This is a genomic window from Streptomyces sp. NPDC005820, assembly GCF_040630255.1.
Lineage (GTDB): Bacteria > Actinomycetota > Actinomycetes > Streptomycetales > Streptomycetaceae > Streptomyces.
In genome coordinates this window covers 42,056-61,295 of record NZ_JBEXXE010000028.1, presented here as the reverse complement: position 1 = coordinate 61,295, position 19,240 = coordinate 42,056, and the positions used below count along the sequence as shown (strand labels likewise).

Here is a 19,240-nt window from a genome sequence, read left to right as displayed (position 1 = left end):
CCCGTACGCACCCTGTATCACCCGTACGCCACGAACAGTCATATTTCACTCTCAGTCAGCAGCCGTACACAGCAGGACCCTTGGGAGACGCGGGCTCTCGACGGATTCTCTGTGCACCAGTACCGTCACAAACCCCCCGCGCGGCGTCTATCCACTTGGCGCGACATCCGCATCATGGACGACCATGGGAATGCGGAAAGGAAGAAAGACCGCTGTGAGAGGAGGCGTCCATGGGATCGGTGCGCAAGGCAAGTGCCTGGCTTGGCCTCGTCGACGACAACGATGACGAGCGTTACTACGACGACGACTACTCCGAGGGGGCCGACTCGCAAGACGCCTGGGTCACCGACCCGCGCGTCAAGGTCGCCTCGGACACGGCCGAGGAGAAGGGCCGCCGGATCGGCACCGTCACCCCGGACAGCTTCCGGGACGCGCGGCTGATCGGTGAGCTGTTCCGCGAGGGCGTGCCGGTCATCATGAACCTCACCGCGATGGAGGCCGCCGACGCCAAGCGCGTCGTCGACTTCGCGGCCGGGCTGATCTTCGGACTGCGCGGTTCGATCGAGCGCGTCTCGACCCGGGTGTTCCTGCTGACCCCGTCCAACACGGAGATCGTGAACGGCGACCCGGCCGGGCGCCGCACGGACGGTTTCTTCAACCAGAGCTGAGGCAGGGCCGCTCGCCGGCCCCGCCTCGGCCCCCCGGGCCGGGTCAGCGGAAGGCGTCGAGTCCGGTGAGCGCCTTGCCCAGCACGAGCTGGTGCATCTCGACGGTGCCCTCGTAGGTGAGCACCGACTCCAGGTTCGTCGCGTGCCGCATGACGGGATACTCCAGCGAGATCCCGTTGGCCCCGAGGATCGTCCGCGCCGTGCGGCAGATCTCGATGGCCTCCCGCACGTTGTTGAGCTTGCCGAAGCTGACCTGTTCGGGACGCAGTCGGCCGGCGTCCATGCGCCGCCCCAGATGGTGGGCGAGCAGAATCCCCTTGTGCAGCTCGACCGCCATGTCGGCGAGCTTGGCCTGGGTGAGCTGGAACCCTCCGATGGGCCGCCCGAACTGTTCGCGGGTGCGCGCGTAGTCGACTGCGGCCTCGAAACAGGTGCGGGCCGCGCCCATCGCGCCCCAGACGATCCCGTACCGCGCGTGGGAGAGACAGCTCAGCGGCCCCTTGAGCCCCACGACCTCCGGCAGCACGGCGTCGCCGGGCAGACTGACCTCGTCGAGCACGAGCTCACTGGTCACACTCGCCCGCAACGACCACTTGTGCTTGATCTCCGGCGCGGAGAAGCCGGTGCTGTCGGTGGGCACGACGAATCCCCGGATGCCCCCGTCGGTCTGCGCCCAGACGACGGCGACCCCGGCGACGGACCCGTTGGTGATCCACATCTTCCGCCCGCTCAGCACCCAGTCCGAGCCGTCGCGCTTGGCGTACGTCCGCATGCCGGCCGGGTCGGACCCGTGGTCGGGCTCGGTCAGCCCGAAGCAGCCGATGACCTCGCCGGAGGCCATCCGCGGCAGCCACGTCTGCTTCTGCTCCTCGGAGCCGAACCGGTGGATCGCGTACATGGCGAGGGAGCCCTGCACGGAGACCAGGGACCGGATCCCGGAGTCGGCGGCCTCCAGCTCCAGACAGGCGAGCCCGTACTGCACGGCGCTCGCCCCGGCGCACCCGTACCCGTCGAGCGACATCCCGAGCGCCCCGATCGCCCCGAGCTCCCGGGCGAGCTCCCGGATCACCGGCAGCTCCCCGCGCTCGTACCACTCGGCGACGAACGGCTCCACCCGGTCCACGGCCCAGCTCCGCACGGTGTCGCGGATCGCCAGATCCTCCGGCTCGAGCAGATCGTCGATCCCGAGCGGATCGGCGGGGTCGAAGGGGGGCAACTTCGAGGACGCGGCCATGACGAGCTCCTCCGGCAGCACAAAACTAGCACCGCTAGTTACGATGTCGCTCGAAGGTACCACTCAAGGCACTGCGGAAAGCCGCCGACGGCGGACACGCCCCACCGGAAAGGTCACCCTGTCAGCGAACGGTCACGGGCGATGCGTGGGTGGGAGACACCTCGCGGGGAGCGGGCAGCTCCACCGCGACCGACTCGCACTGCATCACCCGCGGCAGCCTCAGCGCCATCACCGCCCCCAGCAGCAGCAACCCGGCGCTGACCAACAGCGTGACATGCAGCCCGTGCACGAAGCTGTCCTTCGCGACCCGCCGCAGCGCCGCCCCGGCCGGCCCGCCGAGCTGTCCGGCCACCTCGTAGGCCTCGCCCAGCGAATGCCCCGCGGCCGCCGACGCGGACGCCGGCACCCCGGGCACGGAGGACAGTCCGGGCGCGTACGCCGCGTTCATCACGCTGCCCAGCAGGGCGATGCCGATGCCCGCCCCGAGCTGGTAGGAGGTCTCGCCGATCGCCGCCGCGCCGCCCGCCCGTTCCGCCGGAGCCTCGCTCAGCATCGACTCGTACGCCGCGAACAGCGTCGTCTCCAGCCCGAAGCCGAGCAGCACGAACCCGGACAGCAGCAGCCCGGCGTTGTCCGCCCCGCCCATCGCGGTCAGCAGCAGCACGGCCAGCGCGGTCAGCAGGAACCCCGCGCACACCATCCGCCGCGGCCCGAACCCGCGCAGCAGCCGCGCCCCGGCCAGCCCCGCCGCCATCGCGGCGAAGGTCAGCGGCAGGAGTCGTAGACCCGTCTGGAGCGGGGAGAGACCGAGCACCAGCTGGAGATACTGCGCGGCGATCAGCTCCAGGCCCACCAGCGCCAGCATGGCCAGCACGATGCAGCCGACGGAGGTGCTGAACGCCGGCCGGGCGAACATCCCCAGGTCCACCAGCGGATGCTCACGCCGTCGCTGACGCCGTACGAACAGGACCATCAGCACCGCGCCGACCAGCAGCGGCACCACGGTGAACGGGCCGAACTCCGCGCCGCCCAGCCGCTTGACGCCGAGGACGAGACCGAACAGCCCGGCCGCCGCCATCAGCGCGCCGACCACGTCCCAGGGCCCCTCGCCGGTGCCCCGCGACTCCGGCAGCAGCAGCCGCCCCACCGGGAGGCTGACCAGCATCAGCGGGATGTTGACGAGGAAGACCGAGCCCCACCAGAAGTGCTCCAGCAGGAATCCGCCGAGCAGCGGTCCGACGGCCGCGCCGACCGCGGCCACCGCGCTCCAGATGCCGATGGCGAGCGCTCTCTCCCGGCGGTCGGGGAAGACCTGGCGCAGGATCGACAGCGTGGCCGGCATGATCATCGCACCACCGACGCCGAGCAGCGCCCGCGCCAGGATCAGCACCTCGGCGCTCCCGGCGAAGGCCGCCAGCGCGGAGGCGACGCCGAACAGGGCGTACCCGAGCAGCAGGATCCGCCGGCGGCCCACCCTGTCGCCGAGCGTGCCGAACAGGATCAGCAGCGAGGCGCAGACCAGTGGATAGGTGTCGACGATCCAGAGCAGCTCGATCGCGCCGGGCCTGAGGTCCTCGGTGACCGCCGGCACCGCGACGTGCAGCACGGTCGCGTCGACCGCGACCAGGAGCAGGCTGACGCACAGCACCACGAGCACGACCCAGCGGTTGGCACCGGCCCCGGCCGCCCGACGGCGCAGCCCGACGGCGGCCGTGGTCGTCCCGGACATGTACGTACCTCCCAGGTGATCCCCTCGGTCCGGCGGGCTCGCGGGGTGGGGACTCCCCGCGACTCGGCCGGAGAGGAGCGGTGGTCTCCGGCCCGCGCAAACGAACACGAGTGAATCGCAGCGTACGCGAGTTCGCGCCAGGGCCACGTGGCGGAACTCTCACACTTCACGGCGAACCCATGTGGCGTACGCCACTTCGTGGGCGGCTGTTTTCCCGGCCGGCGTACCGCCCGGTCGATAATCGGGCCCGTGACCGATCTTGGAACGCGCGTGGTGCCCCCGGGCTTCGCGGCCCTGCGCCGGGCGGCCCCCGCCCTGCTGGGCTATGTGGCCGTACGGGGCCTGGGCCTGCTCGTCCTGGCCCTGTGGAGCGCCGCCCGCGGCAAGAGCGCGCACACCCTGCTGACGGCCCGCTGGGACGCCCTCTGGTACACGAGGGTGGCCGAGCTGGGGTACGGCTACGAGGTCCGGCTGCCCAACGGGGACGTCCACTCCAACCTCGCCTTCTTCCCGCTGCTGCCGTGGCTGGAAAGGCTCCTGCACGCTGTGAGCCCGCTGTCCTACGCCGACGCGGGGTTCGCGGTCGCGCTGCTCGCCTCGCTCGCCGCGGCCTGGGGGATCTTCGCGGTGGCCGACCAGGTGTACGGGCGCCGGGCGGGCGTGTGCGCGGTGCTCGTGTGGGCGCTGCTGCCGATCGGGATCGTGCAGTCCATGGCGTACAGCGAGTCGCTGTTCACCGCGCTCGCCGCCTGGTCGCTGTACGCGGTGCTGACCGGACGGTGGGTGACCGCGGGTGTGCTCGCGTCGTTGTCGGGCCTGACCCGTCCGGTGGGGCTCGCGGTGGTCGCGGCGGTCTGGGTGGCCGGTCTGGCGTCCTTCACGTCCTCCCCACGGGACCGGGGCACACCCTCGGGGTCCTCGTTCGGGCGGAACCGCAGCACGGCGCCCGAACCCGGCGCGCGCTCCCCGGAACGCGCCCCCGGCCCGCCCGCCGACGCCCCTCTCCGGCGCGAACCGGCACCGGAGGGCGCAGGACGCGCCGCCCGCGCCCTCGGCATGCTCCTCGCGCCGCTGGGCACCGCGGGCTATGTGCTGTGGGTCGGCCACCGCACCGGCCAGGGCCCGCTCGGCTATCTCGATGTCCAGGCGGGCTGGCGCAACGGCTTCGACGGCGGCTACGCCTTCGCCCGTTTCATCGCCGCCAAGTTCACATCGTTTCCGGCCGCCCTGGCCGGCCTCGGCCTGATCGTCGGCGTCGCCGCGCTGATCCGGCTGTACGTCGTCTGCGTACGGCAGCGCCAGCCGCTTCCGCTGCTGGTCTACGGCGGCGTGGTGCTCGCCCTCGCCCTGTGCACGTCGAGCTACTTCGGCTCGAAACCGCGCCTGCTGCTGCCCGCCTTCCCGCTGCTGTTCCCGCTCGCCCTGGCCCTGGCCCGGTCGCGCACACCGAGGGCGGCGCTGGTCGTGGGCGGTGTCGCGGTGGCGTCGGCCGTGTACGGGGCGTGGTGGCTGAACGGTTCCGGTCCTCCGTGAGTTTCCGGTGAACTCATTCATAAGTTCCTTAAAACTGTCTCCCACATTGATCAAAGGAATTGAAGGAACCGGCGTTCGAGGATTAGCGAATCCGCAGGAATTCAGCCGCTCCTGAGAGCAATCCCACATCACATGGTCATCACAAACCAGCGGATTCGGCCGAGTGCCGAGCTCACTCGCTGTAACGTCGTTTAGGTGCGTACCGAACGAAACCTCACCCGTCTGGACCGGGTGTTCGCCAGGCTCGACCGTGAGCCGGAACGACCGGCCCACATCGACGTGCCGAGGATGAGCAGGCACCGGATCGCGCTGCTCGCGGCGACCCTGGCCTTCTATCTGGCGATCGTGTGGCTCGTGGTGGTCACCTCGTGGCTGGTCCGCCTCGACTGGCAGGTCATGTTCTTCCGGCCGTACCAGCAGTGGCCCGAGATCCACGCGTTCCTGGACTACTACGTCGTCCTCGGCCAGCGCGGCCCGACCGCCGTGATGGTCGCGGCCTGGCTCGGCTGGAGATCCTGGCGGCAGCACACCCTGCGCCCGCTGCTGACACTGGGCGCCTCCCTGCTGCTGCTGAACATCACCGTCGGCGCCGCCAAGCTCGGCATGGGCCGGCTCGGACCGCACTACGCGACCACCATCGGCTCCAACGAGATGGGCCTGGGCGGCGACATATTCCCCAGCGGTCACACCGCCAACGCGGTCGTGACCTGGGGAATCCTGGCCTATCTGGCCTCCACTCCGCGGGCCCGCCGCTGGCTGTCGGCCGTCTCCGCCGTGGTCTCGCTGGGCGTCGGCCTGACCACCGTCTACCTCGGCACGCACTGGCTGAGCGACGTCGTGCTCGGCTGGGCCGCGGGGCTGCTGATCCTGCTGGCCCTGCCCTGGTGCGAGCCGCTGATCGCCCGCGCCGAGGTCGCCATCCTCGACCTGCGCGACCGCTGGCGCGAGCGCCACGCCGGCGCTGTCCCGGCACCGGCCGCCCCCGTCGCCGTACCCGTGCCGTTCACGCCGCGGCCCACGGCCCAGGAGGAGGCCGCGGCGGCCCGCGAGACGGTCGCGGCCGCCCGTTCGCCCAGGACCCCGGCCTACCTGGCCCCGGGCCCGCACACGGCCCGTTCGGAACGCACCCCGGTCACCCCCGTCGGCAGCCGAAGACCCCCGCACACCGAGCGGCTGCCGCGCGGCGCGACCGCCTCGGCGGCCCGGCCGCTGACCGGCGGCTGACCCCCCTGAGCAGCGGGACCACCGGTACGCACAACCGGTCCCGCGACCGAAGGCCCCGGTTCCCCTCCTGACGGGAACCGGGGCCTTCGCCGTGTCCTGCTCAGCCCTTCCAGGCCCGTGCCACCCGGCCGTCGCGCACCTCGAAGTTCAGCCGCCCGAAGCGGTACTCCATGGTGATGATCGCCCCGGGCGCCAGGGAGCGGACGGTCGACCACCCCCGCTCCCGGGCGAGCCGCTCGGCGTGCTCGGCATCGAGGCCGACGTATCCGTCCGGATTGTCCTGGGGCTCATTCGCTGCCATGCGGCCCACGCTAGGCCCGGGAGGGCTGCCGGGGAAACCCCGGAACGCGGATGTGGATCACTCCGGTCACACTTCTGTCACAGGATCACGACGCGCGTTTCGGTCGAACTTGGTCACACGTACGAGCGGTTCCCGCAGCCTTCCGTACGCATTCGAACGTAATTCCCGCGTGTCGTCACGACTCCTCGAAAAAACCGGCGGAAAGTACCCGGAGAATCCTCCCCGAGCCCCTTTTCCCGGCCTTTTCGCACGGGTTCGCGGGAGCTGACACCTCGTAGGAAATGCACCACTCCGCCACACAATCTCCGCAGGGGCGAGCGATGGGGACACAGACCGTACCGACGACGGCACCATCCGTGCGGCGCGGGCGCAGGGGCCGCGTGGTGGTCGACTGGCTCACCACCACCGACCACAAGAAGATCGGTCACCTGTATCTGATCACGTCGTTCGTGTTCTTCCTGATCGGCGGGGTCATGGCCCTGCTGATGCGGGCCGAACTCGCCCGGCCCGGACTGCAGATCGTGGACAACGACCAGTTCAACCAGCTGTTCACGATGCACGGCACGATCATGCTGCTGCTCTTCGCGACCCCGTCCTTCGCGGGCTTCGCCAACGAGCTGATGCCGCTGCAGATCGGCTCCCCGGACGTCGCCTTCCCCCGGCTGAACATGTTCTCGTACTGGCTGTTCCTGTTCGGCGGGCTGATCGTGCTCGGCTCGCTGCTCACCCCGGACGGGGCCGCCGCCTTCGGCTGGTTCGCCTACGCGCCGCTCAACAGCGGCCGGTTCTCCCCCGGCGTCGGCCCCGACCTGTGGATCATGGGGCTGGCGCTGGCCGGGTTCGGCACGATCCTCGGCGCGGTCAACTTCATCACCACGATCATCTGCATGCGCGCCCCCGGCATGACGATGTTCCGGATGCCGGTCTTCGTCTGGAACACGCTGTTCACGTCGATCCTGATCCTGCTGGCGTTCCCGGTGCTGGCGGCGGCCCTGCTGGTGCTGGAGGCGGACCGGCGGTTCGGCGCCCGGGTGTTCGACGCGGCCAACGGCGGAGCGCTGCTGTGGCAGCACCTGTTCTGGTTCTTCGGGCATCCCGAGGTCTACATCATCGCGCTGCCGTTCTTCGGGATCATCACCGAGATCATCCCGGTCTTCAGCCGCAAGCCGATCTTCGGCTACCTCACCCTGGTCGGCGCGACCATGACGATCACCGGGCTGTCGATCGTCGTCTGGGCGCACCACATGTTCGTCACGGGCGCGGTGCTGCTGCCGTTCTTCTCGTTCATGAGCTTCCTGATCGCCGTCCCGACGGGCGTGAAGTTCTTCAACTGGACCGGGACCATGCTCAAGGGCTCCCTGTCGTTCGAGACGCCGATGCTGTGGGCGACGGGCTTCCTGGTGACGTTCCTGTTCGGCGGGCTGACCGGGGTGATCCTGGCATCGCCGCCGATGGACTTCCAGGTCAGCGACTCGTACTTCGTCGTCGCGCACTTCCACTACGTCGTCTTCGGCACGGTCGTCTTCGCGGTGTTCGCCGGATTCTCCTTCTGGTGGCCGAAGTTCACCGGGAAGATGCTCGACGAGCGGCTCGGGAAGATGCACTTCTGGACGCTGTTCGTCGGCTTCCACCTGACGTTCCTGGTGCAGCACTGGCTGGGCGCGGAGGGCATGCCCCGCCGGTACGCCGACTATCTCGCCGCCGACGGCTTCACCACGCTGAACACCATCTCGACGATCGGCGCGTTCCTGCTCGGCCTGTCCACGCTGCCGTTCCTCCACAACGTCTGGAAGACCACCAAGTACGCCGAGAAGGTCGAGGTCGACGACCCCTGGGGCTACGGCCGCTCCCTGGAGTGGGCGACCTCCTGCCCGCCGCCGCGGCACAACTTCACCACGCTGCCGAAGATCCGCTCGGAGTCCCCGGCGTTCGATCTGCACCACCCGGAGTACGCGGCCCTGGAGGCGACGGATCAGGGGGTGTAGGCGATCTGGGGGACGTCGAAGCAGGTGCGGTCCATGTCCCCCTGGGTGATCCAGCCCTTCCCGTCCCGCCAGCGGGCGACCGACAGACAGGTCCGTCGGGTCTCGGGGGGTGCGGCGAGCCGTTCGAAGCGGACGGGGATCAGCAGACCGTCGGCGTCGAAGCCCTCACTGCGGTCCATGAAGGCGTCCACGCACGCGCGCGTGATCCCGCTCGCCGCGCAGGACCGCGCCGCCTGTGTGAACCACAGGGCCGCGGCCCAGCCCTCCAGCTGCCACTGGGAGTGCGTCGGCAGGCCCTTCGTCGCCTCCCGGAACTCCCGTACGGCCGGGTCGGAGGTGTCGTCGAAGTTCCGGCTGGACCCGGTCACCCACAGGGCGTTGCGGCAGGCCGGGGAGTCCTTGTAGTCCTCGGGGACGGTGGACGTCCAGTTCTGCACATTGGTGACCTTGGCGGTGACCCGGGCCCCGACCTGGTCCATCGCCTCGCACAGCTGTGCGTTGCCGTGGGTGTCGAGGGCGTCGAGGACGAGGTCGGCGCCCTGCGCCTTCAGATCGGCGGCGGCGGCACGGAAGTTGGGCAGCGCGAAGTCGACCTGTTCGCCCACCACCTTGTAGCCCTCGGCCCTCAGCCCCCGCTCGACGAGCCGGGCGTAGGACGCGGACGCCGGCTGGTTGTAGGAGACGACGGCGGCGGTACGGGCGCCGTGCTCGCGCTGGAAGTAGCGGTAGACCTCGGTGCCGCCGTACAGCGTGCCGTCCCAGCCCGGGGTGCCGTCGCGGGGCGCGAGGCTGCCGTAGATGCCGTAGAGGTGCGGCCAGGTGTCGTAGGCGGGGCCGATGGGCTGGCCGCCGATGTCGGGCACGCGCGCGTGGGAGACACGAGGGGCGCCCGCGTAGTCGAGGGAGGTGGTGGCCACGAGGGCGACGACCTTGTCCTCGTCGAGCAGCTTGTGCACGCAGGTGTTGTTCCCGATGCCGCTGCCGCCGTCGTCGCAGAGCCGCACCTCGATGCGGTGGCCCGCGATGCCGCCGTGCGCGTTGAGCGTGTCGAAGTAGGCCACCGCCCCGTCGCGCGGCCCGGTGAAGGCGGCGCCGCCGACGGGGCTGGTCGTGCTGGTGAGCACGCCGACGCGGATCGTGGACGTCTGCGGGGTCGTGGTGGTGTGCTCGAAGTCGCGCTCCGGGAGCCGGCTGCCGCAGGCCGCGCCCAGCAGGAGCAGCAGCGTGGCGGCAGCGCTCTCAGCAACCCGGAACCGCCGACGCGGACGCATCACCGCTCAGCTTCACCAGGGCGCACAGGGTCGTGACGGAGACCTTCCAGGTGCCGTCCTGCAGTACGGCCCTCCCCGTGGCGTTCGGCAGCGCGGTCGCGCCGTCGAGGGTGAGGGTGTACGTCACGGTCGCCTCGGTCGGGGAGGTGAACTCGACCTTCTGGACCTCGGCCGCGACCCGTCCGCCGCGCTCGTCCCCGCCGAACGCCCGGAGCATCGGGCCCATCATCCGGCCGTTCTCCAGCAGGGCCTGCTTGTCGGCGGTGGAGGTGGCCGGGTCGAAGAACTTCTGCCAGTTCTGCCGGACCTGCTGTTCGGCCGCCGCCGTGTCGGTGGGCGCGGTAGTCGCGGTGGTCGCCCCGCCGACCGTCGCGGTGGCCGTCACGGTCGCCCCGCCGCCCCCGCCCCCGTCGTCGCTGCACGCCGCGAGGACCGGGGCGAGCACGAGGACGGCCGCCGCCGCCAGTGCCGTGCCCCGCGGGCGTCCGCGGTCGCTCCCGAGAAGCATCAGGCTCACCACCGGGTGTCGGTCCGGGCGTGCGCGCCCGGTCCTTTCAGGGTCAGCTTGCAGAAGGCATAGTGCAAGCCATCGGCGGACTGCGGCGGGAGCGTGGGATGCGGACAGGACGACTGCGGACCGTGCCCCCCGTCCTGTGGGCCGGCTGGGTCGTGCTGACCGCCGGCGCGGTGCTGTGTGTGGCGGGCTGGTACGGCGTCTCCGGCGAGCGCTTCACCGCGCGCCAGCTGCCCTATCTCGCCTCCTGCACGGTCCCGGGCGCCGCGCTGATCGTCGCCGGGGCGGTCCTGCTCGCGTCCGGGCGGGAGCGTCTCGCCACCGCGCGCGTGGAGGAGCTGTACGGCCTTCTGGTCGCCGTCGGCGAGGAGCCCGAGGCGCCGGAGGCGGCGCTCTCCGCTCCCGTCGCGGTCAGCGGTGAGCTGCGGATGGTGCCCGGGGGCACGCTGTGGCACCGGGCGGACTGTCCGCTGGTCGCCGGGAAGCCGGAGGCGGTGCCGGTGGACGGCGGGCTGCTGGCCGGCGGCGACCTCGACCCGTGCCCGATCTGCGAACCGGACGCGGCGGACTCCTGATGTCGTCCCTGACCTACGACCTCACGCTCGCCGGCCTCGCGGTCGGCAGCGCGGCCGCCCTCACGGGCATCGGTCTGATCGTCACCCATCGGGCGACCGGCGTGCTCAACTTCGCGCACGGGGCGATCGCGATGGTCTGCGCCTACGCGCTGCGGAGCTGCGTGGTGGAGTGGGGGTGGCCGCTGTGGCTCGGGGCGGTGGTGACCCTGCTGTTCCTCGCGCCCGCGATCGGGGTGCTGCTGGAACGCTTCGTCTTCCGTCCGCTCGCGGTCCTGGGCAATGATCCGGCGCGCACCCTGGTGGCGTCGATCGGCGTGTTCGTGCTGCTGGTGGGCGGGGCGGCACTGGTGTGGGGGCAGGGGGCGCGCGACGACGCGCCGGAGCTGGTCCCGGCGGATCCCTGGGGGCAGCTCGCCGTGGTGCTGGTCCTGGCGGCCGGGGTCGGCGCGGTCGTCCGGTGGACGCGCTTCGGGCGGGAGCTGCGGGCGGTGGTCGACGACCGGGAGCTGGCCGTGCTCGGCGGGGTCGACGCGGACCGGGTGGCGGCGGCGGGCTGGGCGTTCGGCTCGTTCACGGCCGGGGTGACGGGCGTGCTGCTGGCGCCGTACGTACGGCTCGACCCCTACGGCCTGCCGCTGCTGGTGATGGAGGTGCTCGCGGTCGCGGTGGCGGCCCGGATGCGCAGTCTGCCGGTCGCGGTGACGGTGGCGCTGGGCATCGGGATCGCGCAGAGCCAGCTGACCCGGCTGCACCCGTCGGGCTGGGCGGCCCCGCTGGTGCAGGCGGTCGGCGCGAACCTGTTCGTGGTCGCCCTGCTGGTCGCCGCGCTCGTCCTGCCGGGTACGGGCGGGCGGGACGCGCCGCCGGCCCCGGTGGGGACACGCGTGCGGACCCCGCCGGGAGCGTGGGTGGTGGCGGCGGTGCTGTTCCTGCTGCCGCTCGGGTTCGCGGGGTCCGACCTGCACACCGCGGTCCAGGTGCCCGCCCTCGCGGTGATCCTGCTGTCCCTGGTGGTGGTCACCGGCCGGGGCGGCCAGATCTCCCTGGGGCAGGCGGCGTACGCGGGGCTGGGCGCCCTGTTCACGGCGCTGCTGGCCGCGGGCCGCTTCCCGGGGCTCCCCCGCCTTCCCGAGCCGGCGGCCCTGGCCGTGGCGGTCCTGCTGGTGGCCCCGCTCGGCCTGCTGACCGGCTGGCCGGCGATCCGCCGTCACGGCCTCGCCCTGGCCCTCGCGACCTTCGCCGTCGGCGTCGGCGTGAGCCGTTTCGTCTTCGCCCAGCCGTACGCCACGGCCGACCTGTCCCTGGGCCGCCCCACGGGCTTCGACGGGGACCGCGCCTACTACGTCCTGGAGCTGGCGCTGCTCGCCCTGGCGCTGCTGGCGACCCGGGCGCTGCGCCGGGGCCGTACCGGGCGGGCCCTGGCGGCGATGCGGGACCACGAACCGGGCGCCTCGGCGGCGGGCGTGCGCGTGCCCTCCCTGAAACTGCTGGCCTTCGTCGCGGGGGCGGCGCTGGCCGCGCTCGGCGGCGCCCTGCTCGGCATGGGCCTGCGCGCCTTCGACGCCACGGCCTACGACCCCGTCCGCGGCCTGCTCTGGTTCGCGGCGGTGGTGGTCCTGGGCGCCGACAACACCATGGGCGCGCTCGCGGCGGCGGCCCTGCTGGTGGGCCTGGACGCGGGCGCCCGCGGTGGGGTGGCCGCGGCCCTGGTCGGGATCCTGGCGGCCCTGACGGGACGCTTCCCGGACGGCCCGTACGAGGCGCTCCGGGCGGCGTGGGCGCGGACGCTCGCTCGGCGGAGGGGGGTGCTGACGCCGTTGGGCGTGCGGGTGCGCAAACGGCTCGTACCGCGGCCCGCCCCGGAGCCGGTACCCATCCCTCTCCCTGTGCCTATGCCTACGCCTACGCCCATGTCGGTGCCGGTGTCCGGGCCGGTGGAGACCGTCCGTCGGCCGTTCCCGCCGAAACGCCCCCGGCGCCGCGGCCCCGCACCGGCCCCGGTGCTCCTCGCCGCTCGCGGGCTCGAGGCCCGCTACGGCGGTTTCACCGCTCTCGACGGGGTGGGGCTGGAGGTTCCCGGCGGGCGGGTCACCGCCGTCGTCGGGCCCAACGGCGCCGGGAAGACCACGCTGTTCCACTGTCTGGCCGGCACCCTGCGCCCGGTCCGCGGGCAGGTGCTGTTCGCCGGGCGGGACATCACCCGGCGGCCCGGGCACGCCCGTACCCGGCTCGGCGTCGCGCGGACCTTCCAGCAGCTGGCCGTGTTCCCGTCGCTGACGGTGGCGGAGAACGTGCGCGTGGGCGCCGAGCAGGGGCGGCGCGGCGGACCGGAGGCGGTGGAGCGGGCGGTGGAGCGGGCGCTGGCGCTGTTCGGGCTGGCCGGGCCGGTCCGTGCGCGGCCCGCCGCCGGGCTGCCCACCGGCACCCTGCGCCGGGTCGAGCTGGCCCGGGCGTACGCGGGAAGCCCGCGGGTGCTGCTGCTGGACGAGCCGGCCGCCGGGCTCGACACGGCCGAGGTGAGCGCGCTGGCCAGGATCCTGCGCGCCCTGGCCGCCGAGGGCACCGCCCTGCTCGTCGTCGAGCACGACCTCGATCTGGTCGCCGGGCTCGCGGACGTCGTGCACGTCATGGCGGCCGGCCGGATCGTCGCCTCGGGCCCGCCCGACCGTGTCCTGGACTCCCTGGAGGAGGCGGCCTGGTGATCTCACTGCGGCACGCGCGCGTGCGGTACGGCCCGCTGGAGGCCCTGCACGGCGTCACCCTCACCGCCCCCGCCCCGGGCCTCACCGTCCTGCTGGGCCGCAACGGCTCCGGCCGTACGACGGTGCTGCGGGCGTTGGCCGGGGCCGTACCGCTGGCGGGCGGGGCGGTGGTGTGGGACGGGGCGGACGTGACCCGGGTGCCCGCGTTCGAGCGGGCGCGGCGGGGGCTGTGCCTGGTGCCGGAACGGCGGGCGGTGTTCGGCTCGCTGACGGTCCGCGAGAACCTGGAGCTGACCGGGGCCGACCCCGCCCTCTATCCGCGGCTGGAGCCGTTGCTCGCCCGCCGCGCCGGGACCCTGTCGGGGGGTGAGCAGCGGATGGTGGCCCTGTGCCGCGCCCTGTCGGCGCACGCGCGCGTGGTCCTCGTCGACGAGCCGGCCCAGGGGATGTCCCCGGCGGTCGCGGCCCGGACGTACGCCCTGCTGGCCTCGCTCGACGCGTGCGTGGTCCTCGCCGAGCAGCGGCTGCCGCCCGCGCTGCGCGGCCGGCGGGTCTTCGTGTACGAACTGCGGCGCGGGGCGGTCGTGTTCGGCGGGGAGGCGGCCGAGTGGGCGGGACGGGCCCGGTGAACGCGCCGGCCCCGCCCGGCGGATGAACCGGGCGGGGCCGCGAGCTCCGGCGGGGCGGCTCAGTACGCGAGGCGCTGGCCGGGCAGGATCAGGTCGGGATCGTTGCCGATGACGGTCCTGTTGGCGGTGTAGAGCTGCTGCCAGGTGGTGTTGTGCGCGGCGGCGATGGTGCTGAGGGTGTCGCCGACACGGACGGTGTAGTCGCCTCGGCCGCTGCCGCGCGAGGTGCTGGTCGTGGTGCGCTCGGGCGCCCTGGAGGAACCGGACTTCGTGGTGCTGCTCGGCTTGCTCGACCGGGTCGACTTGCCGGACGTCGACTTGCTCGAGTTCGACTTGCTCGAGTTCGAGGTGCTCGACTTCGACGTGCTCGAGTGCGAGCCGGAGGTCGACGGGGCGCTGCCGGTGGCTCCGGCGCGGGCCGAGCAGACCGGCCAGGCGCCCCAGCCCTGGGACTTCTGGACCTTGGTGGCGACGGCGATCTGCTGCTCCCGGCTGGCCCCGTCGGCGGTGGCCGCGTAGGCCGAGCCGCCGTAGGCGCGCCAGGTGGAGGCGGAGAACTGCAGTCCGCCGTAGTAGCCGTTGCCGGTGTTGATGTGCCAGTTGCCGCCGCTCTCGCACTGGGCGATGCGGTCCCACACCCCGCTGTCCGCCGCCGCGGCGTTGCCGGTCGCGGCCAGCAGTCCCAGGGGGGCGAGCAGTGCCGCCCCGGCGAGGACCGCCGTCTTGCGCGTCTTGCGGGTGTAGTGATCGGCACAGTCGGACATGAAGTTCCCTCTCTGCAAACCCGGGTCTCCCCCGGGCGGGGCGCTTCCCACGTGTCGACGTGGGTGTCACGCTCCGCCCCGTCCGCCGGCGGTGTCGCTGCGCCTGGTCCTGCTCTGCGCGGCCGGTGGACGTACCCGAGCGGTGCTCGCTGCACACGGCGGAGCAATCTAGGGAGCCTGACGAGCCGTTATCAACCAGATACCTGTTCCCGCAGGCCAGTTGAGGGTTACCGTAAGTAGCAGTGAATTTCGGCCACCCACTACATCACCTGATGTCAGCCTTTGCCGGACAGCTGTCGAGGCATGCTGTGAGTCAGTTCACGGGATCAACCCCCGTGACCTCCCCGTTACTTGACAGGGAGTGCCAGATTCTCCACGGAACGTGACCATCCGTGTTCGGCGATTTGAACGACTCAGTCGTCCAGCGTGACCCCCACCACAGCTCCCCCGTTGTCATCTCATGAGCCGGGGACCCACCCGGCCCGCCCACGCACCGCCTTCCGAGGGAGTCACCCGTGCCGCGCATGCTCGACGTCAGCGACGAGGTACGCGCCGAGATCGGCGACGAAGAAGCCGACCGGCTGCTCGCCGGAGACAACGCCCCGGGCAGTTACGACTGCACGTCCTGCCGCACCCCGGGCGACTCCGCGCACGAGCGCACCAGCACCGTCCTGTTCATCGGGGACGAGACCGCCGTCCTCGCCTTCGCCCACGCCACCTGTCTGCCCTCGCAGGTCGTCCAGGTCACCGAGGAGCAGCTCCAGGGCGCCGTCCGCTCCATCAGCGGCGACACCGTCGACCTGGACCCGCAGAAGGTCGCGCCCGAGCAGGCCGTGCTCGGCGTGACCAGCGGACTCGTCCTGCTCGCCGGGGAGTTGCACCCGGCGCTGGTCGTCGAGCCCACCGCGCCCATCGTGCGCCCGGGCACCACCGGCGCCGGCGACGACTTCCTGCCGCTCCTCATCGAGCAGGGCTTCATGCCGCTGTCCGAGCTGTCCGAGGTGCCGCCGGTGCAGCACGGCTGGTCCGTGCTGCTGGCGATGGGTCAGCTGCACGCCGTGCTGCAGCCCTCGGCGAACGGCGGGCAGCCGGTCGCCTGGTGGCAGGCACACCAGCCGCTGCAGGTGACGGAGGGGTGGCGGGCCGCCGCCAACAAGCACCAGCAGGTGCTGATGTTCGCGGCGCCGGTGGGGTCGATCGGGCGGCAGCCGCGGGAGGATCTGCTGCGGGACGCGCTGGACAAGGCGGCGGCCAACGGGAAGCTGGTGGGGGCGGCGATGCCGCTGGCCGGTACCTGAGCGCCCACCGGGCGGGGGGTGCGGAGGTACGGCGGCTGCGGCGCCGTCGTGGTTGCTCGCGCAGTTCCCCGCGCCCCTGACGGTTACCGCATCTCTTTGAGGCACAGGTCGTTTGCACTTACGTGCACAGCTACGAGGTTCCCCGCCGCCCCGTGTATCCGTCGGTCCCCTCCGCGCGACCGGCCCAGGATTCCCAGGGCGGCCCGTCGGCCACGCCGATCTACGACGCGCTCTACGCCGAGTACGTCAAGACGTTCCGCTCGCTGCCGGGTGACCGCAGCGGCGAGGACGATCTGGGGTTCACCGCCTTCGGGAACATGCCGCACCGCACGGAGGCGCCGACGGCGTACCGGCCCGGCTCGTTCAGTCACTCCTACAGTGCCTACAGCGCGGGCGCGCAGAGCGCCCGGCAGCAGTCGCAGTGGCAGCGGGTCGGGCAGATCGGCCAGCTGCAGCCGGAGCGGCAGCAGACGGCGATGGTGCCCGTCCCGGTGGCGCTTCCGCCGATGTCCCGGCGGGGCTTCTGAGTGAGGGGGGTCGTGACGGCGTCACGACCCCCCTCACTCATTGCTCACTTCTTCTTGCCGCGCTTCTCGCGCACCCGGACCGAGATGTGGATCGGGGTGCCCTCGAAGCCGAACTCCTCGCGCAGCCGGCGCTCGATGAAGCGGCGGTAGCCCGCCTCGATGAAGCCGGAGGCGAAGAGGACGAACCGCGGCGGCTTGGTGCCCGCCTGGGTGCCGAAGAGGATGCGCGGCTGCTTGCCGCCCCGGATCGGGTGCGGGTGGGCGGCGACCAACTCGCCGAGGAAGGCGTTGAGGCGGCCCGTGGGGACACGGGTCTCCCAGCCGGCCAGGGCGGTCTCGATCGCCGGGACCAGCTTCTCCATGTGCCGTCCGGTGCGCGCCGAGACATTGACCCGGGGCGCCCAGGCGACCTGGCCGAACTCGGTCTCGATCTCCCGCTCCAGGTAGTAGCGGCGCTCCTCGTCGAGGGTGTCCCACTTGTTGTAGGCGATGACCATCGCGCGGCCGGCCTCGACGGCCATCGTCACGATCCGCTGGTCCTGCACCGAGATGGACTCGGAGGCGTCGATCAGGATGACCGCGACCTCGGCCTTCTCGACGGCGGCCGCGGTGCGCAGTGAGGCGTAGTAGTCGGCGCCCTGCTGGAGGTGGACCCGCTTGCGGATACCGGCGGTGTCGACGAACTTCCAGGTGACGCCGCCGAGTTCGATGAGCTCGTCGACGGGGTCACGGGTGGTGCCGGCGACCTCGTTGACGACGACGCGCTCCTCGTTCGCCACCTTGTTCAGCAGCGAGGACTTGCCGACGTTCGGGCGGCCGATGAGGGCGATCCGGCGGGGGCCGCCGATCCCGGCGCCGCCGAAGAGCTGCTCGGGGGCGTCCGGCAGCACCTCCAGGACGGCGTCCAGCATGTCGCCGGTGCCGCGACCGTGCAGCGCGGAGACGGGGTGCGGCTCGCCGAGGCCGAGGGACCACAGGTACGCGGCATCCGCCTCCCCGCTCGGCCCGTCGACCTTGTTGGCGCACAGCACGACCGGCTTGCCGGCCTTGCGCAGCAGCCGGACGACGGCCTCGTCGGTGTCGGTGGCGCCGACCTTGGCGTCCACGACGAAGACGACCGCGTCGGCGGCCTCGATCGCGTACTCGGCCTGGGCGGCCACCGAGGCGTCGATACCGAGGACGTCCTGCTCCCAGCCACCGGTGTCGACGACCTTGAAGCGGCGGCCCGACCACTCGGCCTCGTAGGTCACGCGGTCGCGGGTGACACCGGGCTTGTCCTCGACGACGGCCTCACGGCGCCCGATGATCCGGTTGACGAGGGTCGACTTGCCGACGTTCGGGCGGCCTACGACGGCGAGCACCGGGAGCGGGCCGTGTCCGGCCTCCTCGATGGCACCCTCGACGTCCTCGAGGTCGAAGCCCTCTTCCGCGGCGAGCTCCATGAACTCCGCGTACTCGGCGTCGCCGAGCGCCCCGTGATCGTGCTCGACGCCGTCCGAGCCGCCGGGCTGGATGTGGTCGTTCATGAAGTGCGTACCTCGTCGTTCCATCGTGGTGGTCGGTGGATCACCCCGTTTTGTTCCAGGTTGATCCACTACTCAGTGTCGCCCGGCGTCCGGTCGGACGCCCGGCGTTTTATGCGCCCGTGGGCGGTCGGCCGGTGAGCCGGCGGGCGTGGTCCAGGTGGGCGGCCAGGTTCTTCTGGATGCGCTCGGTCGCCTCGTCCAACGCCTTGCGCGTGCGCCGTCCGCTGCCGTCGCCCGCCTCGAACGGGTCGCCGAAGACGACGTCCACGCGGGAGCGCAGCGGGGGCAGCCCCTTGATCAACCGCCCGCGCCGCTCGGCACTTCCCAGCACCGCGACGGGCACGATCGGCGCCCCGCTGCGGACGGCGAAGTAGGCGAGCCCGGCGCGCAGGGAGGCGAAGTCGCCCTCGCCGCGGGTGCCCTCGGGGAAGATGCCGAGGACGCCGCCGTTCTCCAGGACGCCGAGGGCGCGGGCGATCGCCGTGCGGTCGGTGCTCGTACGGTCGACCGCGATCTGGCCGGTGTGGACCATGAAGCTGCCGACCGGGCCGACGAACGCCTCCTTCTTCACCAGGAAGTGCGACGCCCTGGGCGCCACGCCGATGACCATCGGGCCGTCGAGGTTGTGGGAGTGGTTCGGCGCGAAGATCACCGGGCCGCTCGCGGGCACCTTCCAGGCGCCCAGCACCCGCGGCCGCCACAGGCCGTACATCAGGCCGACGCCGATGCGCCGCCCGATCTCGGCGCCCCGCTCGGAAGG

General features: G+C 72.2%; 17 protein-coding genes. 9 read left to right on the top strand and 8 right to left on the bottom strand.

From position 1 onward, the window contains the following. Positions 1-230: 230 nt before the first annotated feature. On the top strand, positions 231-668 hold the full coding sequence (locus ABZ464_RS31075; protein ID WP_359282192.1) for a cell division protein SepF: 438 nt from the start codon (positions 231-233) through the stop codon (positions 666-668). Between the two features lie 43 nt (positions 669-711). Here the strand turns inward: ABZ464_RS31075 and ABZ464_RS31070 are convergent, their stop codons facing one another. Beyond that, positions 712-1,902, bottom strand: coding sequence for an acyl-CoA dehydrogenase family protein (locus ABZ464_RS31070; RefSeq protein ID WP_359282190.1), 1,191 nt, complete (start codon positions 1,900-1,902; stop codon positions 712-714). Positions 1,903-2,023: 121 nt separating this feature from the next. Next, complete coding sequence (locus ABZ464_RS31065; protein ID WP_359282187.1) at positions 2,024-3,631, bottom strand: MFS transporter; 1,608 nt, start codon at positions 3,629-3,631, stop codon at positions 2,024-2,026. A gap of 249 nt (positions 3,632-3,880) precedes the next feature. Here ABZ464_RS31065 and ABZ464_RS31060 point away from each other — a divergent pair, with 249 nt between their 5' ends. After that, positions 3,881-5,164: a mannosyltransferase family protein gene (locus ABZ464_RS31060; protein WP_359282184.1), complete on the top strand. Its 1,284-nt coding sequence runs from the start codon at positions 3,881-3,883 to the stop codon at positions 5,162-5,164. A 195-nt stretch (positions 5,165-5,359) separates the two neighbouring features. Further along, positions 5,360-6,388 (top strand): phosphatase PAP2 family protein, encoded by a 1,029-nt coding sequence (locus tag ABZ464_RS31055; RefSeq protein ID WP_359282181.1) that lies wholly within the window; start codon positions 5,360-5,362, stop codon positions 6,386-6,388. A 100-nt stretch (positions 6,389-6,488) separates the two neighbouring features. Here ABZ464_RS31055 and ABZ464_RS31050 read toward each other — a convergent pair whose 3' ends face one another. Continuing rightward, a complete protein-coding gene (locus ABZ464_RS31050) occupies positions 6,489-6,689 on the bottom strand; it encodes an I78 family peptidase inhibitor (protein ID WP_359282179.1) in 201 nt (66 codons plus the stop codon). 320 nt (positions 6,690-7,009) lie between these two features. Between ABZ464_RS31050 and ctaD the strand changes: the two genes are divergently transcribed. After that, positions 7,010-8,674: a cytochrome c oxidase subunit I gene (gene ctaD, locus ABZ464_RS31045; protein ID WP_359282177.1), complete on the top strand. Its 1,665-nt coding sequence runs from the start codon at positions 7,010-7,012 to the stop codon at positions 8,672-8,674. Here ctaD and ABZ464_RS31040 read toward each other — a convergent pair. After that, the gene (locus ABZ464_RS31040; protein ID WP_359282174.1) at positions 8,662-9,945 is read right to left on the bottom strand and encodes an ABC transporter substrate-binding protein; all 1,284 of its coding nucleotides are present in this window, start codon (positions 9,943-9,945) and stop codon (positions 8,662-8,664) included. The genes ctaD and ABZ464_RS31040 overlap by 13 nt on opposite strands. Continuing rightward, positions 9,914-10,453 carry a hypothetical protein gene (locus ABZ464_RS31035; RefSeq protein WP_359282172.1) on the bottom strand — a complete coding sequence of 180 codons (540 nt, stop codon included), beginning with the start codon at positions 10,451-10,453 and terminating at the stop codon, positions 9,914-9,916. The genes ABZ464_RS31040 and ABZ464_RS31035 overlap by 32 nt, the downstream gene beginning before the upstream one ends. A 107-nt stretch (positions 10,454-10,560) precedes the next feature. On the opposite strand from ABZ464_RS31035, the gene ABZ464_RS31030 reads away from it, so the two are divergent. Genes ABZ464_RS31030 through ABZ464_RS31020 form a run of 3 tightly spaced genes read left to right on the top strand, consistent with a single transcriptional unit; the run spans position 10,561 to position 14,365 of the window. Continuing rightward, complete coding sequence (locus tag ABZ464_RS31030) at positions 10,561-11,034, top strand: hypothetical protein (RefSeq protein ID WP_359282171.1); 474 nt, start codon at positions 10,561-10,563, stop codon at positions 11,032-11,034. Further along, on the top strand, positions 11,034-13,736 hold the full coding sequence (locus ABZ464_RS31025) for an ATP-binding cassette domain-containing protein (RefSeq protein ID WP_359282169.1): 2,703 nt from the start codon (positions 11,034-11,036) through the stop codon (positions 13,734-13,736). Before ABZ464_RS31030 ends, ABZ464_RS31025 begins: the two co-directional genes overlap by 1 nt. After that, positions 13,730-14,365 (top strand): ATP-binding cassette domain-containing protein, encoded by a 636-nt coding sequence (locus ABZ464_RS31020; protein WP_359282380.1) that lies wholly within the window; start codon positions 13,730-13,732, stop codon positions 14,363-14,365. Before ABZ464_RS31025 ends, ABZ464_RS31020 begins: the two co-directional genes overlap by 7 nt. Before the next feature lie 59 nt (positions 14,366-14,424). Here ABZ464_RS31020 and ABZ464_RS31015 read toward each other — a convergent pair whose 3' ends face one another. Next, entirely contained in the window at positions 14,425-15,129 is a 705-nt protein-coding gene (locus tag ABZ464_RS31015) for a transglycosylase family protein (RefSeq protein WP_359282166.1), read from the bottom strand. 515 nt (positions 15,130-15,644) lie between these two features. Here ABZ464_RS31015 and ABZ464_RS31010 point away from each other — a divergent pair. Then, positions 15,645-16,427 (top strand): hypothetical protein, encoded by a 783-nt coding sequence (locus tag ABZ464_RS31010; protein WP_359282164.1) that lies wholly within the window; start codon positions 15,645-15,647, stop codon positions 16,425-16,427. 122 nt (positions 16,428-16,549) lie between these two features. Next, positions 16,550-16,954, top strand: coding sequence for a hypothetical protein (locus ABZ464_RS31005; RefSeq protein ID WP_359282162.1), 405 nt, complete (start codon positions 16,550-16,552; stop codon positions 16,952-16,954). Between the two features lie 44 nt (positions 16,955-16,998). Here ABZ464_RS31005 and der read toward each other — a convergent pair whose 3' ends face one another. Together der and ABZ464_RS30995 are read right to left on the bottom strand one after the other, a co-directional pair. After that, the gene (gene der / locus ABZ464_RS31000; RefSeq protein ID WP_359282160.1) at positions 16,999-18,480 is read right to left on the bottom strand and encodes a ribosome biogenesis GTPase Der; all 1,482 of its coding nucleotides are present in this window, start codon (positions 18,478-18,480) and stop codon (positions 16,999-17,001) included. A gap of 109 nt (positions 18,481-18,589) precedes the next feature. After that, on the bottom strand, positions 18,590-19,192 hold the full coding sequence (locus ABZ464_RS30995) for a lysophospholipid acyltransferase family protein (RefSeq protein ID WP_359282377.1): 603 nt from the start codon (positions 19,190-19,192) through the stop codon (positions 18,590-18,592). Positions 19,193-19,240 lie beyond the last annotated feature (48 nt).